The following is a 21,762-nucleotide window of genomic DNA, read 5'->3' on the forward strand; positions in this document are numbered from 1 at the left end:
CTATCCCCCGTTCCATAAAATTGGTTTGTGTATAATAAGAAACCCTGCTATATATAGTAACAAGCATTTCTCTTACTGGACTATAGGATAATGTTAGGATTGATATGGTTTTGTTAGGGGATATCGTCTGGAGGAATGAATGATGGAGATTAGTAACGGTCTTGCTTTTGTCAAAAGAAAGATGGGTGCTCGGTTTAGTCTGTTTTCTAAAATGAATGGGTTGATCTTAATTTTGTTCATCCCCATTGTGATCATGTATACGTATTCAAACGACGTGGCCTTTAACGTTGTCAGCAAGGAGCTTAAGCTATCGAACACGAGACAGTTGTCCTTTTTGTCCAGTCAAATTGACTCGCGGATTAATCAGATGGTCGATTTCTCCAATACATTCTCGAAAGATCCGAATGTGCAGAGATTTAATGGGCTTAAAATATGGGAAGATCGTTATGACCGCATGCAGACTAGGTTTATCGTTCAAGAGAAGATGGCACTGCAATCAGGCGTCATTAACATATGGCCAGTCAGATACACCGTATACTCGCAACAAAACAAAGAGTTGATATCAAATTACAACAATCCTGCTGAGTACGATGAGGAATTTTTAAAGCGAAACATGAGCGGGAAATGGACCTATGGCAATGGCGAAGCTAAGGCCGATAATGAACCTAGTTACTTTCATTGGTTTTATACCGAATCATATGGCCAGCAAGGCAAACTGAATGGAAGCAATCTGGTCATTGAAGCAAGCTTCAGTTATGAAAATATCCAAAACATGCTGGACACCTATAAATCAGGCGGACAGGGCGACCCGATTTTTTATCATAAAGGTGACGCTCCGATTACGAACCGCAGTGCGGATCAACAGCTTTCAGGAGAGTTGGTTTCCTACTTGGACGAGCAGTCGCTGGAAGACACAACACAGCAGGTAGTGAAGCTGCATGGTGAGAACTATTTGGTGAGCTCGGTTAAATCCACTTATTTGGGCTGGCATTTGGTTGACGTTGTTCCGCTCGATCAAATATTGAAGCCGATATCGATCACTCGCAATTTGTTTTATGTTTCGATGATTTTGTTATTTGTTGTGGGCATATCTGCTTCCATCCTGCTTTACCGTAATGTGCAGCGGCCGATCAGGCAATTGATTAAAGGTTTGCAGAGCGTACAGCGGGGGGATTTCTCGTTTCGGATCAGCTCAAGTGTAAATAATGAATTTTCATTTTTATTTTACCGTTTTAACGATATGTCACGACAAATCCAAGACTTAATTGAAAATGTGCTGAATGAAAAAATTCGGTCAAGGGAAGCCACCTTGAAGCAATTGCAGGCGCAAATTAATCCGCATTTTCTATATAACTGTCTGGGCTATATAATTAATATGGCACAGATGAAAGAACAGGAAGCGGTTGTGTCGATGGCATACAACTTAAGCGCCTATTATCGCTATACGACTCGAACGGAGAGACAAACCGCCGCGCTGGACGAAGAGATTAAATTACTTATTAATTATTTGGACATTCAGAAGCTGCGTAACGGCAGAATTGATTATACAATAGATATCCCATCAGAAATGCTGAAGCAGCGCATACCGCCGCTTATGCTTCAACCGATCGTAGAAAATGCGGTCATTCATGGTATAGGAAAATCTTATACATCTGGAGAAATTCGAATTACCGGCGAGATGTCAGACGGGTTATGCAAAATATATATCGATGATGATGGACCAGAGCTTGAGTCAAGTGCGCTTGAAGCTTTGAATGCAAAAATGAGCGAGCCATTGAAAGAGGAAATGGGCTGCGGACTTTGGAATACGAATCAGCGTATCATTCATCAATTTGGCGATAAATCTTATTTATGCTTCAAAAAATCGCCATTAGGAGGATTTCGGACAGAAATCGTATGGGAAACAGCATCTGGAGAAGAACAGAGACCTTATCCTACTTTACAAGGAGATACACAACATGCAGATGATAATCGTAGATGATGAAGCACACTGGGTAGAGAATTTATCGATGCACAAGCCTTGGCATACACTTGGTATTGAGCAGGTTCATAAAGCTTACTCTGCACATGAGGCGCTTCAAATTATAGAAACGAATCCCATTGATATTGTCATATCCGATATTTTAATGCCCGAAATGACGGGGCTTGAACTCATAGAGAAAATACGAGAACGCGATAAAAGAATGAAATGTATTATTTTATCAGGACATTCGGACTTTGAATTTGCCAAAAAAGCGGTTCAAAATCAAACCGTAGATTATTTGCTAAAGCCGCCATCGGATAACGAGCTGTTCAGCGCGGTTAAGACTGCGATTGACCAATTGCAAGCGGAGTGGGAAGCGGTCAGCTCACAGGAGCGGACAGAATATACGCTGAGGGAGAATCTGCCGCTACTGCGCGGTCAGTTGCTGATTGATGCGCTAAAAGGCTACCGAATGTCTGCTGATGAATGGACTCGAAAGCTTGAAAGCTACGGCTTGCCGTTCAGCTATGGAGATTGCACACTGCTGCTTGTACGTATGGAAGAGGAATTTGGGCAATATACAAGTAACGGTCAACAGCTGATGGAATATGCCATTATCAATATGGCGGAAGAAATCTTCAGTGAATTTTCTGAAGTATGGGGAGTAAAGGAGGAGCATGGTTATTTAGTGTTTTTGCTTCAACTGAAGGATAAGGTTTCAATCCCTGGAAAAGAGAAGATTTTGGAGAAGCTTGCGATTCAGCTTCAGCATAAAGTAAAACAATTTTTGAAAGGCTCCTTATCCATCGTACTATCAGAATCTTTCAAGTTTCCTGAACAGCTTCAGGATAATTATCGCAAATCATTTGCTTACTTTAGGCAAATCGTAGGGGACGAGCGAGAATTTGTTATGCGGGTTGGCGATATGGAGCCAAGCGTATCGCATGGTCCGTTGGACGCTCTTTATATGCCGCCGTCTCTGATCAGCTTATTAGAGGCAGGGCGCTGGGAGGCTGCGGAGGATAAGCTGGTGGGCGTTTGCGCGGAGCTCGACGAGAGATGGTCCGACTCATGGGAGCATTGCATGGAGGCTGGATTTTTGATCGCCTCCTCGTTCACACAGCTGGCACATCGGAACGGGCATACGCTGGTCAAGCTGCTAGGGGCAGATATGGAGCCTTTGCAAAGCGGAGAAGCTTTTACATCGATCAGCAAGCTGCGCAAATGGTCGCTTAACGTGCTTTCGAAGCTGAAGGACGGCACCTCAAGTGAAATTAAAGATATACGTTCTTCTTATGTGAAGAAGATTCAACATTTCGCGGAGGAGCATCTTCACGAAGACGTTTCTTTGCGAGCGCTCGCTGACCATGTGAATTTGCATCCTACCCATCTGTCCAAAATATATAAGATTGAGACGGGTGAAGGCATAAGTGATTATATATCACGTCTGCGCATGGAACGAGCCTGCCATAAGCTAAAAACAACAAGCAAAAAGATTTATGAAATTAGCATGGAAATCGGCTATTTGGACCCGGCTTATTTTATCAAAGTGTTCAAACGCCAGTATGGTGTAACACCGCAGGAATATAGGGACGGCAATCAATAGCCTAACAGAGTCCTATGGAAACTAACAATGTCCTATAGATACCCCCCCGTACAAATTGTTAAAGTTACTCATGTAAGGATCTTACACCGTAGGGGGAAAAGAAAAATGGCTAAATTCAAAAAAGCAGGGCTTCTACTTGCAGCTTTGGGACTCGTTTTCGTTACAGCTTGCAGCGGTAATACCGGCAAGAACGTAAACAAAGAAGAGTCAGGTTCAACGAATACTAGTACTAGTACAGCTGATAGCGCATTCGCCGCTGGCAAATACGATCCACCGATTGAAATCAGCACCGTATTGATGCCGATTAAGAACTATGGCGGTAAAGGCGATACGAAGGAAAACAACGTCCACGATCGTTGGATGCTTGAAACACTTGGTATTAAACATAAGGATACTTGGTATCCAGCAAGTGATGATCAATACAGACAAAAGCTTCAACTTGCTATTTCTTCAGGCGAGAAGCTTCCGGATTTTGTAAAGGTACCAACAAACGCTGTATTGACTAACCAACTTATCGATTCTGGTCAATTTATTGCAATTGATGAGCTGTTTGACAAGTACGCAACAAAAGTTTGGAAGGACCATGCTGAGAAAAACCCTGAGCTTTGGTATCCCTTCACAAGAGACGGCAAGAAATACAATGTGCCATTGATGGAGTACACGAACAATGACAACACGCTGCTTTGGCTTCGTGAAGATTGGATGGAGAAGCTGAAACTAGAGGCTCCAAAAACAATTGCAGATCTAGAAGTCATTATGGACAAATTCAAAAACGAAAACCCTGACGGCCTAGCGCCAAAAGATGTTTATCCACTAGCGATTTCTTTGAAAGGCGCTACGAACACTTGGATGGGCGGACTTGATTGGTTATTCGGTGCTTACGGTTCTGTTCAAGAGCAATGGAACAAAGATAAAGACGGAAATCTTGAATACGGTTCCGTAAATCCAGGAGCAAAAGCAGCACTTGCGAAGCTTCAAGAATGGATGAACAAAGGTTATATCCATGCAGACTCCGCTTTGTGGGATGAAGGCAAGTCAGCAGAAAGCTGGACAAAAGGCGCAGCAGGCATCTTGCCAGGCGCAAACTGGGTACCAGATTGGCCGGCTCCAGATTTGTTGAAAAACGTACCAGGCTCCAAATATAAAGCTTACCCGGTACCTGCAGGTCCGGACGGTTACATGGGTACAAAATGGCAGAACTCTGGCGTAAACGCTAGTATTATGATCAACAAGGATGCGAAGCATCCGGAAGCTATTTTCTTGTACTACAACTACTTGCTTGAAAACCTAGCGAATCCTACGGTTGGAAGCAAATATGAGCATGGCTTTGCTCAAGGCTATGACTGGGATATCGTAGACGGTCAACCAACGAGCAACAAGGATAAAATCCCTGGATTTACGAACGAATTCCCGTTCATTACAGGTCCGGCTCGTATTCCTGATCTATTTATGACAACTTTGGTTAAGCTTGCTGACGGAGTTGCTCCGGAAACACCTTACGAGAAACAAACGGCTGAATTCCGCAAACCTGAAAACTGGTATGCAGCAAAAGTCGTTATGGATCAAAAGGATATTCGCAAACAAAACTACTTTACAGGTGCAGCAACAGAAACAATGGTTTCGAAATGGAATTTGCTACGTCAATCCGAGATGGAAACGTTCAACAAAATCATCTACGGCAAATTGCCGGTTGATGCTTTCGATGAGTTTGTATCCAGCTGGAAAGCAAATGGCGGAGACCAAATCACGAAAGAAGTTAATGAGTGGTTCCAATCCGTTTCTAAAAAATAAAGATCTTGGCCCGCAGAGTCTTCTGCGGGCTTTTTTTTGTGTGATGGGTCATGCGGTGCGAATGGGGGAGGAGGTGGGTGGAATGAACAAGATAAAAAGGGGGAGAGAGCGGGTGGTGCTTGCGAGGTGGAATGTTGTTTATGGAGCGGTGTTGGCGGTGAGTAGATAGTTAGTAAGTCAGTAATTCAGTAAGTGAATGATTAAATGAATGAATGTCGGACGCTCATGTGCGGAACTTTGATAGCGGGTAGTCTGTAGTGGACTAGTGGGTGTGAAACGGTAATGGTGGTATGTTTGTAACGGACGCTCATGTGTGGAATTGTGCTCGCGGGTTGTGTGTAGTGGACAATTGGTTGTAGAACAGTAATGGTGGTGTGCTTATAGCGGACGCTTATGTGCGGAACTATGCTCGCGGGTTGTGTGTAGTGGACAATTGGTTGTGGAACAGTAATTGTGTATGCTTATAGCGGACGCTCATGTGCGGAATTGTGCTTGCGGGTTGTATGTAGTGGACTATTAAGAGTGGAACGGCAATGGTGGTGTGTTTGTAGCGGACGCTCATGTGTGGAATTGTGCTAGCGGGTTGTGTGTAGTTAGTGGACAATTAGTTGTGGAACAATAATGGTGGTGTGTTTGGGCCGGGAGCAGCGCGGATGTTGTGTGTGTGGCAAATGATTCGTTGTAGAATGCTGCTAAGTGGATGGATGAAGCAGACCTGCTTGAGCGTAACGGACACCAGAGCGCTTATTTGTGTAGAATCGGCTGTTTTTGTAGAGCTAACGGACATATGTTCCGCTATTTGGGCTAAAGTGCTTGAATTTATTGTCTTTTTACTAGAATAACGGATCCTATGTCCGTTAAAATCCAGATTAGACGTAATTATTGGAAATAACGGAACCTATGTCCGTTAGGTGCAAGCCTAAGTGCCCAGCACCGTTTTAAGCTTGTGGTTGTTGAGAATAACCGCATCCATGTCCGTTATTTCGAGTATGCAGCAGTATGCAGCATTCTTAAAAAAATAGCTGTTCCAGCACCRCAATTGCCTTCGTGATAATACACTTATAAGGTGCTGGGTTTGTTTATATGCTGTAACGTAGTGGCTAAATGGACTTCGAAATCATCTGAATATATGCGGCATACATACGTCCGAGCGCTCGCAATAACATCGGTTGTACAAATACGAGCACTAAGCCGATCCCGCCAGCTATCCACGAGCGCTGAGCAGAAGTAATCTCTGCGTAAAAAGGAAAGAAGGTCCAGGTGGACTGAAATAAATCGAAGTTGAAGAAGTCTGCACTCACCTTATAGGCAAATGGGGAAAGCATGACTGCATAGGCGGTAACGGGCAGGACAATCCCTAATGTAAACCCGGTAATACCAATCGGAAGCTGCAATAGGCTGTACAGAATACCTTGGTAGGTTTGACCCTTTCCAAGAAGACGAAACAATGACCGAGAGCCTTCCCAGCGAAGGGATAGTTGATCATCGACCCGATGATGCGATTGGGAATTACCTCGATACCAAGCTAGAGTAGATTGCTGTTCCTTGACCATCATCCAGCGACACGCTGCAAGTGTCGCCCACAACATGGGCAACCCAACCCACAAGATGATCAGCGGCAAGCTTACTGATAAACCTGTAACAGCTATTACAAATGCTATGATTCCTTTCGGAAGCGACATTAGAAGCATGGCCCAAGCTTTTAAGGCACTTTGTTTTTGCATGTTTAAACCCCTCTCATACCAACACTTCCTTCAGTATAGAGGGATCATTCTACTTAAGCATTGATCCAAAGACTGGATAGCGTGCTCGACTTTGGTCTAGTATTCTTATCGTTTTTTTGGAAAATAAACTCAGACCAACCGCTCTGTATCCTGCGTTCTCTCAACCAACACGCGCATTAAGCCTTTTAAAACATGAATTTTTTGGAAGCAAAAAGCAAATACCTGCTCTCTAGTCAGCTCCAGCAAGATGGTGCGGCTAATGGCTGTACAATCGGCGGAACGCGGCTGTCCGTCGATGATGGCCATCTCACCAAAGCATTGTCCGACCTCGAGTGTTGCAAGCTGCTCAGATCCTTTGTGCACTTGCACTTTCCCCTCAATAATTCCGTACATGGTGTCACCATCCTCACCAATGCCACAAATTCTCTCACCGGGCTCATACACGGATTCTTCCACCATTCGAGCCAGCTTTATAAAGTCTTCTTGTGAGCAGTGGGCAAAAAGGCTAATCTTCTGCAGCACAAGAATACGCCTAATAATCGTCTCGTTTCGGTCTTCAGCTTCAATTGACGCAAGAGCATGATCCTCGATAGTGGCTTCATCTATTGCAGCATCCAGAACGGCTCTTGAAACCTTCTCATTGGTGGTGCGCAATCGAAGCGACAACTGCTTCATCAGCTCCATAGCAATTTCGGTTCGATCAAAAATCATTTCGTAAAATGCACTCGAAGTCAGCTCGTATAGGACGACATCCTCTTCCGCTATTACGGTTGCAGAGCGAACTCTTTGTGTGATGACGCTTATCTCGCCAAAATAATCGTAAGCGCTGAGCTCATTAATTTTGTGGCCATGGATATAAATGCCTGTACGGCCTTGTTCAATAAGATAGAGAGAGTCACCAGGATCTCCTTCGCGAACAATTTCGACTCCTTTTCTTATCCATACCTTTTGCAGGCGCATCGCGATGTTGAAGAAATCACGACCTGTTAAACCAGCGAACAACGCTACACGTTTGAGCAAATGAATTTGTTTCATAAGTGAATCCTGCTCAAGCTTATCGTCTGATTGTGTTAAATAATCAATATTTAGATTAATCCAGGGATCGCTTTGATCATAAAACCACTGTATTGCTTCTTTAACATGCAATTCTGAGGGAGCTTCTTCTCCGGGAGTGGGAGACGATGAAATGATTTTTGTCATGTCAGTCCGCAATTTCCCTTTAAGCAGCTGGTCAATCACCTCAATGGCATTAGCCTGCTGCCTAGCATTGCCATCCTGCCAATTGGCATACACAGCGTGAATGGATCTTGAGTCATAAAGAAAGGCCAGTAGCTGAAAAATCCTTTTTACATGACGAACCCGCATCTGTTCAATCGCCTCAGCTAGATCACTCATACGATTTGTATTACCGATAAGTACAAGTTGCTCCACCCATTTAAAATAATAGGAAATCTCCTGATCGATCAAATGCTCAGCATGTTTTTTGTCAACTTGATTGGTTCCAGCATGAATCCGAGTTGCAGACTCAAGCGTTTTCTCCCTAAGCTCGCTGGAAAAGAGCAAATAATGCCTCAATAAGGCATCTAGTGCAGCTTGTGTTCCGATTTCCTCTAATACGCGTGGCAAATGAAGGTTAAGCTCTTTCGCAGTCATGCGGCTTTCAAGTATAGGAATGATGATGGCCTCATCATAGCTTGTTAATGCAGCAGTAGCTTGAAGCCTGACCTTGCTATCATCAAGAAGCGGAATAATGAACTGAACCAGCTCGGGTACTCGCAATGTGGAAGCAGACTCCAATGCCCGTATACGAACGAGATGGGAGGAGTCCTCGAACATCGGGATCAACGGTTTGTAAAAGCTGGCAATGCCAATTTGTCCGAACAGGCCTGCCATGGCAATACGCTCTTCTTCCTGCCCATTTTTGAGCAGCTCCTTTAATACGCCGACGGCTTGGAACATGCCTTCTATGCCGTAATATTTAATTAATCCGACGATGGCTGCTGCTAGTATATGAACATCTTCATCATGCAGATAGGCAGTAATGCGATCTAATTGCTCTTCCAGCGCATAGGCAGATAAGGCAAGGATGGCATGGGCGCGAATGGTGACTGATGATGAAGAAAGATGGGCTTCAAGCTTCCGTTCACCAAGGGCAGGCGTGCTTAATTGAAGGTATTTTAACGCTTCGATCTGCAGCTCCTGAACGGGATGCTGTAGCAGAGGCGTGATCTGCTCATTCATATCAAATTCTTGTATGCCGCTAAGAATCGCAAAAGCATATAAAGCTTGCTGCTTGTCGTGCCTATGCAGCGCTGCCGCTAAAATTTGAATACTTGCTGGATCTACGAAATCCGGCTCATCTTGCAGGTCCATGCTTTTCGATTGCAGAGTTGATAAAAGCATACTTAAATAGTTTTTCTTAATTTTTATCGCCGCAACTATACAGCAGCCAATTAACGCAAGAATAAAATAACTGAACTGCTCAATCGCGAACCATTGCGAAAGCACAATGAGACTGATTGCCGCGATCCCTTTGGCACCATTTCGTACGATGCCGTCGAGGAAACCTTTGGCTCTGCCGCGCCATTCGGGAGCAACGGGAAACATGATGAGCTGACTTACGGAGGAGTATATCGTATCGCCAAGCACCTTATCGCTTGCTTTAACTGCAGTTGCAATGGCAAGTACAGGCATGATGAGGAGAGCGAAGCTACCTGTAAACAAGACGATCGGAAAAACAAGAATGGCAGTCATGACACCGTAGCGGGTTATCATTTTGCCGGAAATGAATAATTGAACAACTAGCGCGAGCAAACCCGCAAATCCATAAAAGCTGCCCATAAAGCTGGCGAGCTCTTCATTTTGCAAGGTGCCGCGAAGAATAACTTTGAATTGATAATCAATAAGCGTTAGCGAGATTGTAAGTGTTCCGGCCATGATCGCCACATATTTAAGATGAGGTACGCTTTGGAATAAGCCTTGTTTCTCTTCAACGGCTCGCGTTTGTGCTTTAGATAATTTTTTAATAGTAGTTTTAATCGCGAAAAACTCGGCAGGATTTGGCACTCCTCGCAGAAGCTTAAGGACAAATAGCAGGCAAAGCAGCTGTGCAGCAGCATAGATGAAGATTAAATTTTCGGTTCCTAACGGCTGTACCAGCAGCTTTAGACCAAAGCCGCTCAAAATACCGCCAACAAGTCCACCGCTTCCTACAAAACCAATCATGTGTTTCGCTTTGCGCTGATCCATAATGGAGGTCGCAAACTGCCAGAAGCAGACGATCATCAAAAAGTTTAGTACATCATATCCGACGTAGATGACTGGGAAAATCCAGCTAAAGCCAATCCCGACAGCAAGTCGCGAAAGAAGTGCGAGCATAGAAGCAATGATTATAACTCTAACAACGAGTTGATCGGTGCGGAAGCGTCCGCATAGCTTTTGGTATATAAATCCGGTTAAGAGAAGGGTGGCTGCTTGGGGCAAATACATATACGATAAGACGGATGCGTCGTATCTGCTGAGAAATAAAGTATCTGCAGCTGTTCGACTGATAGTAGAAGCAGCGACGATGAAAAACAGATAACCGAATAAATAAAATATTTTGCTATATTCCGTTCGATCGGATTGAAATTGACGTAAGAGCAGAGTGAATGGATTAACGATACTTTTCTTAGACATGATACTTGTTCCTCTCCGTTTCTCTTCCTGCCCGCAATAGCTTAAGAAGTATAGTATATATGAAGAAAATACATATTGGAACAAAATTTGCCAGAATGCTGCGCGATACGTATGGTCTGCTGGATATGTAGAAATGTTATGCCATTGATGCATCATAAACGGCGAAAAGTAAAATAAACGCAAATTGGAGCCAATAGTAGATTCTTTGCTGAAAATAATGTCATGATTTACGCTGTCAGACATTGCAAATGATAATCGTTATCATTTATAATGATAATGAATGTTTATATGTAATGCTTTCACAGGGAGAAGGGAGTGATCCGACACGATGAAAATGAGTGATCACCTAATGTTATGGAATCATGCTTCGATCAAAGTGATGGATATACGCCATACGGTCATGGAACCAGGCGAGGAGCTGCGATCGTATCGCTTGCCAACCAGCGCTTTTTTTTATGCGATTCGCGGCAGTGCGCAGATGTGGTCGGATGGAACGATGCACATGGTGAATCGATTTCATGTTTTGCATGGCGGCAAAGGAATGTGCCTTGATATTACCGCTCATGATGCTTTTGAATATTATATGATTTTTTATAAAGCTATTCTCTCTTTGCCTTCTCGCCAACCTTTAATGAAGCTAATGGAGACGGAGAACCCATTCCAACTGCAATATAGCTTTGTACCTCATTATCCGATCCCCTTATATCATAGTGTTGAGCTAATGAGCAAGGAATGGCGTGAGCCAGAACTGTTGGAGAAATTACATATAAAAATGCTATTCTATCAATTTGCCTATGAGCTTTTAAGTCAAATGAGCAGCCAAAACGTGAAGACCCAAAAGGTGGACCTCGTGTCACAGGTGGTTCGTTATATTCATGAGCACTCTTCAGACCGAGTGACATTGGACGAGCTTGCAGAGCTGCTGGATTGCAGCGTCAGTTACTTATCAAGAAAATTCAAGCATGCGACAAGTAAAAGTCCCATTGAGTATTTGATTGCTGTTCGAATCGACAAAGCTAAGGAACTTTTGCAAAATACAGATGCAACGCTGCAAGAAATAGCCGAGAGCGTAGGTTTCTCAGATGACAGTTATTTCAATCGTATGTTCAAAAAACATGTAGGCATGTCGCTTGGTCAATTTAAAGCAAAGGTTCAAAATAATCCTGTGGATCGTTCAAGATATACAATTGTCCCACGCAGAATCAGGCGTTATAGTGGTAATGGTTATGAAAATCATTATCAATACAAGAAAGTGGGAATATTCAAAATGTATAGAGGATCAAGAACACCAATGGCTGCATCATTATTGCTTTGCTTTGTTTTATTTCTCAGCGCCTGCTCTGCGGGTACGTCAAATACGAGTTCAACAAATGGAGGATCGTCTGCACCAACCACTAATGTGTCTGAAGCAGCTGCAACCGACTCCACACCAGCAAATGTTACCCGCGTAGTAAAACATGCGATGGGGGAAGCAACGATAACTGGCGCGCCTGAGCGTGTTGTCATACTTACAAACGAAGGAACGGAAGCGCTTCTTGCCGTTGGCATTAAACCGATCGGCGCGGTGCAATCTTGGATTGGCGACCCTTGGTACGACCATATCAAAGATGAGATGCAGGACGTTACCGTTGTAGGCGATGAACTTCAGCCGAATATTGAAATGATCGCGAGCCTGAAGCCAGATCTAATAATCGGGAACAAGGTGAGACAGGAAAAAATATATGATCAGCTAAGCCAAATCGCGCCGACCGTATTCGCAGAGGACTTGGTTGGAGATTGGAAAATCAACTTTAAGCTTTATATGGAAGCCGTGGATAAGACGGAAGAGGGCGAAAAGGCGATGGCTGATTTCGACAAGCGTGTTGCTGAAGTGAAAGCGAAGCTAGGCACCAAGGCCGATACCAAAATTTCGGTTGCTCGCTTCTCTGCTTCTCAGGTACGAATCTATCAGAAGCAAACCTTCTCGGGCGTACTCTTAAATGATTTAGGATTTGCACGGCCTGAGTCACAGGATAAGGATTCATTTATTGAAGTGATGTCCAAAGAAACGATTCCAAGCATGGATGGGGATGTATTATTCTACTTCGTCACGGAGGCAGCAGGGAAGACAGATGCATCCAAGGTGGTAGAGGAGTGGATGAACGATCCGTTATTCAAAAAACTAAATGTCGTGCAAAACAACAAGGTAATAAAAGTAGATGAAGCGATTTGGAATTCTGCTGGAGGCTACAAGGCTGCAAATTTATTGCTCGATGAGATTGTTGCCTATTTTGATGTAAAGTAGCTTAGCATTGTTAGTCAGCAAGCTGACGTCGTGACTATCAGACGTCAGCTTGTTTTTGATGAAAGGGGTGAAGTTAACATGGCATTAAGGCTCCATAGCCGCAAAAGAAAGCTGGTGAGCCTGGGGGCAGGCGCCGTGTTGCTGCTCATCGGTATGCTCGTTAGTATCCTATATGGCATCCATCTATTCGAATTAAAAGATTTATGGCGTGCCTATACGCAATTTGATGGTTCGGATGCACATTTAATTATTAGAAATACGCGAGTTCCTCGAGCATTAATCGCGGCAGCAGTAGGGGCGAGTCTTGCTATTGCGGGTGCAATCATGCAAGTGTTAACCAAAAATCCGTTAGCTTCTCCATCTATATTTGGCATCAATTCAGGCGCTGTTCTATTTATTGTTGTCAGCTTGGCTATGCTGGGCTCGTCACTAACCATGAATGGAATGGTTTGGATTGCTTTAGCAGGCGCAGCCACTACTTCTTTGCTTGTTTTTACACTGGGAATGCAGGGTAGAAGCGGATTTGAGCCAATTAAGCTTACGTTGGCCGGGGCTTCTGTAGCTGCATTTGCTTCCTCTTTATCCTCAGGCATTATGCTGATAAATAAAGAATCTCTTGATTCTGCATTGTTTTGGATGGTCGGTTCTGTATCTGGGAGACAATTATCTCATCTAACTATCGTATTTCCTTATATGCTTCTAGGATGGGTCTTAGCGCTGCTATTGGCAGGCTCTTTAAACGTCATGGCTTTGGGTGATGATAGTGCCAAAGGCCTTGGCCAGCGAATGATGCTTATACGGGTTGTATCTGTCCTTGCTGTTGTACTACTAGCAGGAAGCTCAGTTGCGGTGGCGGGACCAATTGCGTTCATTGGATTAATTGTGCCTCATCTTTGCAGATACATATTTGGAAATGATTATCGCTGGCTATTGCCCTATTGTGGGCTGGTAGGAGCAATTCTCCTCGTATTCGCTGATATTGCTTCACGGTTTATCCTTATGCCCAAGGAGGTGCCTGTAGGTGTCGCTACTGCGCTTATTGGTGTTCCTTTCTTGATTTATGTGGCGAGAAGGAGTAAACATGCATAAAGGAATAGGGAAATCTATCTTAATACTCGCAATATTAAGCATCGTACTGATTGCTTTGTCTATTCTTTGTTTATCCATAGGCGGTGTAAGCATTCCTATTAAGGAAATCTTCCTTTCACTGCTGGGTAAAAATAAAGAGGGCAGCGACTTAATTATTATGCAGTTCCGTATGCCGCGAATTGTGGCAGCTGTTTTAGTCGGCGCTGCCTTGGCGGTTGCTGGTGCTGTGCTTCAAGGCGTGATACGGAATCCGCTTGCATCACCAGATTTGCTGGGTGTGACCGGAGGGGCGTCAGTTGCGGTTGTAGCTTTTATGACGCTATTCACAGGATACAGTGTTCACTGGATTCCTTTTATAGCTGTCGCGGGGGCCTTCGTTATTGCTGCTCTAAACTATTCGCTAGCTTGGAAAAATGGGGTTTCACCGTTCAGGCTCGTGCTTATTGGTATTGGCATATCGACTGCTATGGGGGCACTTACGATATTTCTGCTTATTAGCGGACCAGCCTATTTGGCTGCGCAAGTGCTGAACTGGATGACCGGAAGCATCTACGGGACGAGTTGGAAGTATATTGAGGTGTTGTGGCCTTGGGTCGCCATCTTCATTCCTTTATCCATTCTCTATGCAAAAGAGCTGAACGTACAATCCTTAGGTGAAGCAACAGCCATCGGACTAGGCAGCCGACTTCAATTAAGCCGCATGATCCTGCTGTTCTATAGCGTAGCGCTTGCAGGGGCAGCGGTCGGAATTGCTGGAACTATTTCCTTTTTAGGATTATTGGCGCCACATATGGCTAGAAAGCTTATCGGCCATTCTTATAAACTAGTAATCCCAGTATCCGCTCTTCTGGGTGCGATGATTTTGCTATTGGCTGATCTGGCGGGGAGAACGCTTTTCCAACCGCTTGATATACCAGCCGGCGTCTTTACCGCAGGTATAGGCGCTCCGTTCTTTATGTACCTTTTGTTTAAACGGAAAGCTTTTAAATGATGTTGTTCGCTCAAAAAAGAAGAACGGCGACCGATTATGGTCGCCGTTTTTTCTTGTATAATTATTCTAGGAAGCTTTATAGCCAAGCAGGCTAAGAAAGTTAATATGACAAGGAGGCAAGTTATGCCCATTTATAATAAATTAGTCCGCGATCGGATTCCAGAAATTATAAAGCAGCAAGGCAAAACGTTCACTACGAGAATACTTGAGAACGAAGAGTATCTGAAAGAGCTGCGTACGAAGTTGGTAGAAGAGACGAATGAATACCTTGAAGCAGACTCTAAAACGGAATCGGTCGAGGAGCTAGCGGATATTATGGAGCTGCTTCATGCGCTTGCTGAATTCCACGACATAACGATTGAGAAGCTGGAGCAAATTCGTGTGGAGAAGGCTGAAAAGCGCGGAAGCTTTAAGGAACGGATATATCTTATGGAGGTGGAGGAGAGCTAGCTAAAAAGAAAATCCCCCGTATTCTGTACAATTCAGGGGGATTTTCCGTGCTAATAGCAGCAACGATTAAACATGCTGCTATCCTAATAGCCTTATTTTCTGCTGCTTAAATTCATCTTCCGTTATAAGATTATCTCTCAACAATGAGGAAAGTTTTAATAATTCATCGGCAACTGAAATTTGATTAGCGTTAGGCGGCTTATCCGTTTCATCCACTTGCTTAATTAAAAAACTCAACATAGCATGCCAATGCGTAATTTCATTATCAACGGATTTGAACATTATATTGTCTTTAGTAATGCCCTTTGGGAAATTCTCAAACGTAATGAGATGGAATGGTGTTGACATATTATTAACAACGATAAGAAGTTGAACTTTCTTGATTAGATCAAGAGTGGTTCTTGAAGCGCTTAGGCCACCAATAATAGCTCCAGTATTTCCAGCCATAGATCTGCCAAGCGAAGCTCTGCCAATGATGTCCGTTCGTGAGGAAGAGGTTACTGTAAAACTGTCATGAAGAATGGTTGACTGTAAAATATCTTTATAGAAGAAAATCTCGCATTTGTAATTGTATTCATTCTTGCTTAATAAAGGCTCCGTATTAGTCTCCTGATTATAAATGATACATATTTTTTTATTTGTTTCATCCAATGCAATATAGCTTTCTTTATCAACTGACATAAATTCTTGTGAAAGTTTAAAATCTTTTATGCCTGGCACCATATCTTTAATTTGTTTTTCAAGATTTATCGATAATTGATAATAATTTTTACTTTTCCGATTAGCGGCAGTAAGTGTGAATAATATAAAACCTGAAAATCCAATTAGCATGATGGTTTCATGACGCGCAAACATACCAATAATACCGACAAGCAAAAATACTGCCAAAAAAAATACAGATGGATTTCTATACATCGTTTCTCCCCTATCAAAAACGAACGCAAATGGTTGGATTTGATCATTCGTTTACTTATTAGGAATATCGTACCATGAAAATCTTCAATTTGTCATAACAATCTTCTCCCCATTTTCTCCTGCCAAACTCTCAAAGATGGTTTATACTAAAAACAACAGAAAAAATCGAATTCGAGGTGAAAGAGAATGGCTTATATGGTCCCAGAGGTTATCCGGACGAGTGCGACTGCTGGGGAGCGGTTATTGTTTCGTACGCTGAAGGATTATCTGCCGAGCGATTATGCGGTTTATTTTGAACCGGAAATTGGGGGGAATCGCCCTGGCTTCGTAATCATAGGCCCAGATCTGGGATTGGTCGTTCTTGAAGTGAAGGACTATACGAGGTCTGCTCTATTCGAGGTTGATCGTGACGAATGGCGTTTGCATGCATCTGGAGGTCAGATCGAAGCTGTAATGAACCCTTTTCAAGAAGCAAGGGAGAGCTTGCGGCAGGTGGCGGGCGAGCTAAGAAATGATGACAGCCTCATTGAACAGAAAGGCAAATTTCAAGGACAGCTCAAATTTCCGAACGGCTTCGGAACGGCTTTTACACGGCTGAAGCAGAAGGATTTTATAGAAAATGGTTTGTACGATGTCATTGCAGAGCAATTTGTGCTTTGCCGCGACGAGATCGACCCTGAGGATGCTGGATTTACAGCCGATGCCCTCATTGAGAAGATCCATGGCATGTTTACGGCACGCAAGCGCAGCAGCTACATTTTATCGCAAGRGGAGATCAGGCAGATTCGTAATCACCTCATACCTGAGGCGCGGATCAGCGCGGAATTTCTGCAGCCTGCAAATCAGAAGCAGCAGGAGCAGTTCGTCCTGTCGCATCACAATATTAAGGGTATGGATCTGCATCAGGAAAATATGGCAGAACAGCTTGGTGATCGCCATCGACTTATCCGCGGCGTGGCGGGGAGCGGGAAGACGCTTGTCCTCGCAAGCCGAGCCAAACATTTGGCCAATCATCATCCAGAATGGAAGATTCTTGTCCTCTGCAGCAGTATCGCCTTGTCCCGAAGTCTTCGGCAAATGATTGACCGGAAGATGGAGGAACCGGAGGATTTGCTTGACTGGATTAGACTAGCGGAGCAAAAGGAAGGCAAGCCTCGCGACCAAAACGTCGAGGTCTATAATTTTCATGAGTGGCTGCGAGCAGTGCTGAACGTGAGAGATACGGATGTCGCTAAGCTTATTGGCAAGCTGGAGAAGAAGGAAGCTATTTTACCTACCTATGAAGCAATCCTTATTGATGAGGGTCAGGATTTTCAGCCAGAATGGCTTAAGCTTCTAAGTTATTTGCTTAATCCAGCGACACAAAATTTGCTGCTGGTTGAGGACCGGGCACAATCGTTCTTTAAACGGAAATCGAGCTTGCTGCAGGACACGGGGCTTGATTTTCGCGGACGTTCGCGCATTCTCTCCATTAATTATCGCAACACGGCTCAAATCGCGCAGTTTGCTTGGGATTTCTATCAACGGCATTCTCTGTTTCAGAACAAGGTTCAGTACGGAGTGTCGAAAGGGGTAGAAATTATACCTCCTCAGAGTACACGGAGAAGCGGGCCTGAGCCAATATTGGAGCGTCGCGGGAGCTTTCAGGAAGAGATGAAGACTGTCATTGAACAAATGCGATCCTTGCATGACCATCATAAGATTGCTTATTCAGAGATGGTCATCTTATACCGAGTAAAGGACAATTACTACTCCTCCTTCACGGATATGATCAAGAGGGCGCTTAAGGGGCAAGGCTTTCCCGTTTATTGGATCACAGAAAATGCCGATTTGAACCAGGAATCAGACATAGTCGGCGATGCGATTAATGTATCGGACATTGACAGTGTGAAGGGGCTCGATTTCCGAGCGGTCTTCATCGTAAATGCCGAGAACATGCCTTTCTCATTGGAAGAAGTGGAGGAGCGGGAAGTATCGCTGTTTTATATTGCTATGACACGCGCATTGGATTGGCTGCACATCTCCTACAGCGGGGATTCCAAGTTTACGCTTTATTTGGACGAAGTGCAGCAGCAGCGGCTGAAGCAGGAGCATGCTATAAAGAAGATGGGATGAAGCGAATGCTGATTCCAGTTGAAAAAAGGTTGTCCGAGAATGTATCGGGCAGCCTATTTTGCTGTCGTGAGCTTGAAGAGGGTTGGCTTTAGGCTTCACAAGGAATTTGAGGAACTTTGTCGAATGATAGACGAATCAAAAAAATGGGAGGCATCGTCATGGACACAAGACAATGGATGTCAATATTGCTATGCTTTGCGACCGCTGTAATGCTGTTCGTGGCGTTCCTCTCCTACCGGAAACGTCATTTGCAGATGGCGAGAACTATGATTTACATGATGACAGCGGCGTCCTTTTACGCTCTAGGCTACACGTTTGAAATTTTTAGCGACAGCTTAAGCGGTGTGAAGTTTTCTCTTCAGGTCGAGTACATCGGCATCCCCTTTGTCTCTGCATTTTGGCTACTGCTCGTTATCCAGTTTACAGGACTTGCGCCACGCTATCGGAAGCAGCTTGCGGTCTTGCTGTTTCTCGTCCCGACTGCGACTTTCCTCCTTCATCTCACTAACGATTGGCATCATCTTATTTACAAAGAATACGTCTTGAACACGATTAAGACGGTTCCCTTGTACAATACGGTGAAGGGACCGTGGTATTCCGTACACGCAATTTACAATTATACGATTCTGCTACTCGGCATTTTGTTGTTTATTCCCATGTATTTGCGGGCATTGCCTATCGTGCGGACACAGATTGTTGTCCTTATTTTGGGCGCGGCTGCTCCTATGCTGTTCAATATCGCCTACATGTTCAGCAAAGTCATCGATTTCACGCCGCTTGGTTTCGCTGTATCGGGCGTTGTTTATGCTTGGGGCATTTTCCGGTTTAGGCTGCTTCGTTTAACACCGCTTGCATATGCCAAAATGTTCGATACGATCCGCGACGGTGTTGTCCTGCTCGATTATGAGGATCAAATTGTGAACCACAATCGCGCAGCAGAAGAGGTATTTCCTGAGCTTGGCTCGGCAAAAAGTTTTCCTGCTTTCATCAAGGACTTGCTGCCAGACTGCCCTGAGCTGCTCGAGCGAATTGCCGCAACGGAATTCCGAGATGATCGGTTTTCGCTTCAGCGCTTGCAAGGCGATCGGCAAAGGTATTATATTTGCAGCTTGTCTTATATTTATGATACAGGTGTGACGCCTATCGGGAAAATGTTGATGCTCAGCGATATTACGGAGCTGAAGGAGAACGAGGAGAGGCTGCGCGAGAAGTCTGAACGGCTGTCTCGGCTGAATGCCTTCAAGGACAAGCTGTTTACCGTAATGGCTCACGATATCCGTGATCCGATCGCGCTTCTTGTTAGCTTGACTGAGCTGCTGGGCGATGAGCCGAGCGACACCGACATCGCGAATGCTGAAGTATTTCAAGAGATTAGGAGGCAAGTGCGCGGTACCTATTATCTCGTCGATAATTTGCTCGACTGGTATCGCAGTCAAAATGGGGAAGTAGCGTTTCGACCGCTCACGTGGAATTTGCAGCAGGTCGTTCGCCAAGCCATCTCGTTAGCCGGAGCAAGGGCTGGCATGAAGAACATCAGTATCTCAGAGCATATCGACGAGAGGCTGACAGTGAATGCGGATAAAGAAATGCTCGATCTCATTTTCCGAAATTTGCTTTCAAATGCGATTAAGTACACGGACATTGGCGGGGAAATTGCGATAAATGCATCGATCGATCGGGACCAGGTGACGGTGACTGTACGCGATAATGGGAGCGGGATAGACGAGGAAACAGCACAACTGCTGCATCATGATGAACTGTTTTTCAAGGAGCCTGGATTTGCCAGTGGAGAAGATGGTGGAGAGATGAGGTTTGGTCTCGTATTAACCCGAGAATTTCTTCGCATGCATGGCGGCAGTCTTAGGTTCGATAGCTTGCCTGGCGTAGGTACAACATTCTTTTTCACATTGTCCGGCTCATCGAGTCGCGGCGGAACGATGGAAAGGGAAGGAACGGCGGTGATAGCTGATGAAAGTCATATTGATTGACGATGAGCCCGTCATGCATTTGATCATGCGGAAGATGCTCGTGAAATATGCTGAGCTTCAGGTGACGGGAACGTTTGTAAATACGGATGCTGCGGCTGCATTTCTGAGTGAAAATCCCGACGTCGAGCTGGCGTTTGTGGATATCTCCATGCCCGGTGATAGTGGACTTACATTCGCTGCAAGGCTGGACGAAGCAGGCTGTAAGACGCAAATCGTGTTTGTTACCTCGCATAAGGATTATGCGCTAGAAGCTTATGAGTTGTCCGTGCTTGATTATTTGGTGAAGCCGGTGACTCAGGAGCGGCTGGAGCGGACGATTAACCGGGCACTGGAGAGCAGAAAAACCGTTCAACCGCTGCAGCAAGCAGATACTGCGATTCGGGGTATGAGCCGTGTCAGCGTTGCCACGCTGGGCGACTTTTTTGTGCGTAATGAATCAGGACGCGTAAAGTGGATTTCCAGCAAGAGTGCTGAACTCTTCGCCTATTTACTGCTGAATCGGGGTAGACGAATTTCGCGCTCCCGCCTGGTTGCAGATATATTCGCGGGTATGGCGAGCGTGAATGCTGAAAAATATTTAAATACAACCGTGTACCAGCTGCGTAAATCATTGGAGCCGATAGGGCTCCGAGAAGCTATTCGTTCTGAGAATGACGGTTATGCGCTGGAACTGGACGATGCAGTTATTGACTATGTTGAATTTGAGCGCCAAACGGAAAATCTGGGAAGTATCGACGCAGGCAACGTGGAAGAAGCACTTATCGTTGAGAGGCTCTATACGGGTGATTTGTTCGGCAGCAAAGCTTACGTATGGGCGATTCATGAGACAGATCGGCTGTCAGAGCGGTATGCTTCTTTTGTCAAAAATGCAGCAGAGACGCTGCTCACCCTGTCGAACACGGCTGCGGCGTCGAAGCTTCTTCTGAAGCTGCATGCCCGTAATCCGCTTGAAGAATCGGTCGTCGAGCTGCTGATGAGGAAGCATGGACTGGACGGGGATAAGAAAGGGTTAACCGCACAATACACCGACTATGTGAGGCTTCTAAAGCGGGAACTGGGCATTCGTCCATCCCAAGAGCTGCTTATGCTGTATGATTCTCTTGTCAGCGGACTTTCCGAAGTAGGCAAATAAATATTTTGAACAGGTTGCAAAAACCGCGAAGCCTTG

The 21,762-nt window shown here is 44.7% G+C and carries 14 protein-coding genes; 11 read left to right on the plus strand and 3 right to left on the minus strand.

Going from position 1 to position 21,762, the window contains the following annotated elements; all coding sequences use genetic code 11:
• Nucleotides 1–142 precede the first annotated feature (142 nt).
• From AB4Z50_RS27405 to AB4Z50_RS27420, 4 genes are all read left to right on the plus strand, one after another.
• Complete coding sequence (locus tag AB4Z50_RS27405) at nucleotides 143–1,981, plus strand: cache domain-containing sensor histidine kinase (protein ID WP_441884200.1); 1,839 nt, start codon at nucleotides 143–145, stop codon at nucleotides 1,979–1,981.
• Entirely contained in the window at nucleotides 1,959–3,569 is a 1,611-nt protein-coding gene (locus AB4Z50_RS27410) for a response regulator transcription factor (protein ID WP_441884203.1), read from the plus strand. Before AB4Z50_RS27405 ends, AB4Z50_RS27410 begins: the two co-directional genes overlap by 23 nt.
• A 105-nt stretch (nucleotides 3,570–3,674) precedes the next feature.
• On the plus strand, nucleotides 3,675–5,360 hold the full coding sequence (locus AB4Z50_RS27415) for an ABC transporter substrate-binding protein (protein WP_441884206.1): 1,686 nt from the start codon (nucleotides 3,675–3,677) through the stop codon (nucleotides 5,358–5,360).
• Nucleotides 5,361–6,031: 671 nt separating this feature from the next.
• Nucleotides 6,032–6,202 carry a hypothetical protein gene (locus AB4Z50_RS27420; RefSeq protein WP_441884209.1) on the plus strand — a complete coding sequence of 57 codons (171 nt, stop codon included), beginning with the start codon at nucleotides 6,032–6,034 and terminating at the stop codon, nucleotides 6,200–6,202.
• Nucleotides 6,203–6,460: 258 nt separating this feature from the next.
• Here AB4Z50_RS27420 and AB4Z50_RS27425 read toward each other — a convergent pair whose 3' ends face one another.
• Both AB4Z50_RS27425 and AB4Z50_RS27430 read right to left on the minus strand, forming a co-directional pair.
• Complete coding sequence (locus AB4Z50_RS27425; RefSeq protein ID WP_441884212.1) at nucleotides 6,461–7,084, minus strand: sensor domain-containing protein; 624 nt, start codon at nucleotides 7,082–7,084, stop codon at nucleotides 6,461–6,463.
• A gap of 129 nt (nucleotides 7,085–7,213) precedes the next feature.
• Nucleotides 7,214–10,762: an Npt1/Npt2 family nucleotide transporter gene (locus AB4Z50_RS27430; RefSeq protein WP_441884215.1), complete on the minus strand. Its 3,549-nt coding sequence runs from the start codon at nucleotides 10,760–10,762 to the stop codon at nucleotides 7,214–7,216.
• Nucleotides 10,763–11,096: 334 nt separating this feature from the next.
• Here AB4Z50_RS27430 and AB4Z50_RS27435 point away from each other — a divergent pair, with 334 nt between their 5' ends.
• The 4 genes from AB4Z50_RS27435 to AB4Z50_RS27450 all read left to right on the plus strand — a co-directional run bounded on the left by AB4Z50_RS27435 (nucleotide 11,097) and on the right by AB4Z50_RS27450 (nucleotide 15,576).
• Nucleotides 11,097–13,046, plus strand: coding sequence for an ABC transporter substrate-binding protein (locus AB4Z50_RS27435; protein ID WP_441884218.1), 1,950 nt, complete (start codon nucleotides 11,097–11,099; stop codon nucleotides 13,044–13,046).
• A gap of 78 nt (nucleotides 13,047–13,124) precedes the next feature.
• On the plus strand, nucleotides 13,125–14,135 hold the full coding sequence (locus tag AB4Z50_RS27440; RefSeq protein WP_441884221.1) for a FecCD family ABC transporter permease: 1,011 nt from the start codon (nucleotides 13,125–13,127) through the stop codon (nucleotides 14,133–14,135).
• Entirely contained in the window at nucleotides 14,128–15,126 is a 999-nt protein-coding gene (locus AB4Z50_RS27445; protein WP_441884224.1) for a FecCD family ABC transporter permease, read from the plus strand. The genes AB4Z50_RS27440 and AB4Z50_RS27445 overlap by 8 nt, the downstream gene beginning before the upstream one ends.
• 123 nt (nucleotides 15,127–15,249) lie before the next feature.
• Nucleotides 15,250–15,576: a nucleoside triphosphate pyrophosphohydrolase gene (locus AB4Z50_RS27450; RefSeq protein ID WP_441884227.1), complete on the plus strand. Its 327-nt coding sequence runs from the start codon at nucleotides 15,250–15,252 to the stop codon at nucleotides 15,574–15,576.
• Nucleotides 15,577–15,654: 78 nt separating this feature from the next.
• Here the strand turns inward: AB4Z50_RS27450 and AB4Z50_RS27455 are convergent, their stop codons facing one another.
• Nucleotides 15,655–16,491, minus strand: a complete 837-nt coding sequence (locus AB4Z50_RS27455) for an SHOCT domain-containing protein (protein ID WP_441884230.1) — start codon at nucleotides 16,489–16,491, stop codon at nucleotides 15,655–15,657.
• 186 nt (nucleotides 16,492–16,677) lie between these two features.
• Here AB4Z50_RS27455 and AB4Z50_RS27460 point away from each other — a divergent pair, with 186 nt between their 5' ends.
• The 3 genes from AB4Z50_RS27460 (at nucleotide 16,678) to AB4Z50_RS27470 (ending at nucleotide 21,726) form a co-directional block, all read left to right on the plus strand.
• Nucleotides 16,678–18,606, plus strand: a complete 1,929-nt coding sequence (locus AB4Z50_RS27460; RefSeq protein WP_441884233.1) for a 3'-5' exonuclease — start codon at nucleotides 16,678–16,680, stop codon at nucleotides 18,604–18,606.
• Nucleotides 18,607–18,764: 158 nt separating this feature from the next.
• A complete protein-coding gene (locus tag AB4Z50_RS27465) occupies nucleotides 18,765–20,594 on the plus strand; it encodes a histidine kinase N-terminal 7TM domain-containing protein (RefSeq protein WP_441884236.1) in 1,830 nt (609 codons plus the stop codon).
• Nucleotides 20,575–21,726, plus strand: a complete 1,152-nt coding sequence (locus tag AB4Z50_RS27470) for a response regulator (protein ID WP_441884239.1) — start codon at nucleotides 20,575–20,577, stop codon at nucleotides 21,724–21,726. The genes AB4Z50_RS27465 and AB4Z50_RS27470 overlap by 20 nt, the downstream gene beginning before the upstream one ends.
• The last annotated feature ends 36 nt before the right edge of the window (nucleotides 21,727–21,762 follow it).

Source organism: Paenibacillus sp. 2TAB26 (assembly GCF_052115145.1).
Classification (GTDB): Bacteria; Bacillota; Bacilli; order Paenibacillales; family Paenibacillaceae; genus Pristimantibacillus.

Coding starts and splice junctions, on each gene's coding strand:
- AB4Z50_RS27405 (WP_441884200.1), top strand. CDS start 143: ATGGAGATTAGTAACGGTCTTGCTTTTGTCAAAAGAAAGATGGGTGCT.
- AB4Z50_RS27410 (WP_441884203.1), top strand. CDS start 1,959: ATGCAGATGATAATCGTAGATGATGAAGCACACTGGGTAGAGAATTTA.
- AB4Z50_RS27415 (WP_441884206.1), top strand. CDS start 3,675: ATGGCTAAATTCAAAAAAGCAGGGCTTCTACTTGCAGCTTTGGGACTC.
- AB4Z50_RS27420 (WP_441884209.1), top strand. CDS start 6,032: ATGATTCGTTGTAGAATGCTGCTAAGTGGATGGATGAAGCAGACCTGC.
- AB4Z50_RS27425 (WP_441884212.1), bottom strand. CDS start 7,084: ATGCAAAAACAAAGTGCCTTAAAAGCTTGGGCCATGCTTCTAATGTCG.
- AB4Z50_RS27430 (WP_441884215.1), bottom strand. CDS start 10,762: ATGTCTAAGAAAAGTATCGTTAATCCATTCACTCTGCTCTTACGTCAA.
- AB4Z50_RS27435 (WP_441884218.1), top strand. CDS start 11,097: ATGAGTGATCACCTAATGTTATGGAATCATGCTTCGATCAAAGTGATG.
- AB4Z50_RS27440 (WP_441884221.1), top strand. CDS start 13,125: ATGGCATTAAGGCTCCATAGCCGCAAAAGAAAGCTGGTGAGCCTGGGG.
- AB4Z50_RS27445 (WP_441884224.1), top strand. CDS start 14,128: ATGCATAAAGGAATAGGGAAATCTATCTTAATACTCGCAATATTAAGC.
- AB4Z50_RS27450 (WP_441884227.1), top strand. CDS start 15,250: ATGCCCATTTATAATAAATTAGTCCGCGATCGGATTCCAGAAATTATA.
- AB4Z50_RS27455 (WP_441884230.1), bottom strand. CDS start 16,491: ATGTATAGAAATCCATCTGTATTTTTTTTGGCAGTATTTTTGCTTGTC.
- AB4Z50_RS27465 (WP_441884236.1), top strand. CDS start 18,765: ATGGACACAAGACAATGGATGTCAATATTGCTATGCTTTGCGACCGCT.
- AB4Z50_RS27470 (WP_441884239.1), top strand. CDS start 20,575: ATGAAAGTCATATTGATTGACGATGAGCCCGTCATGCATTTGATCATG.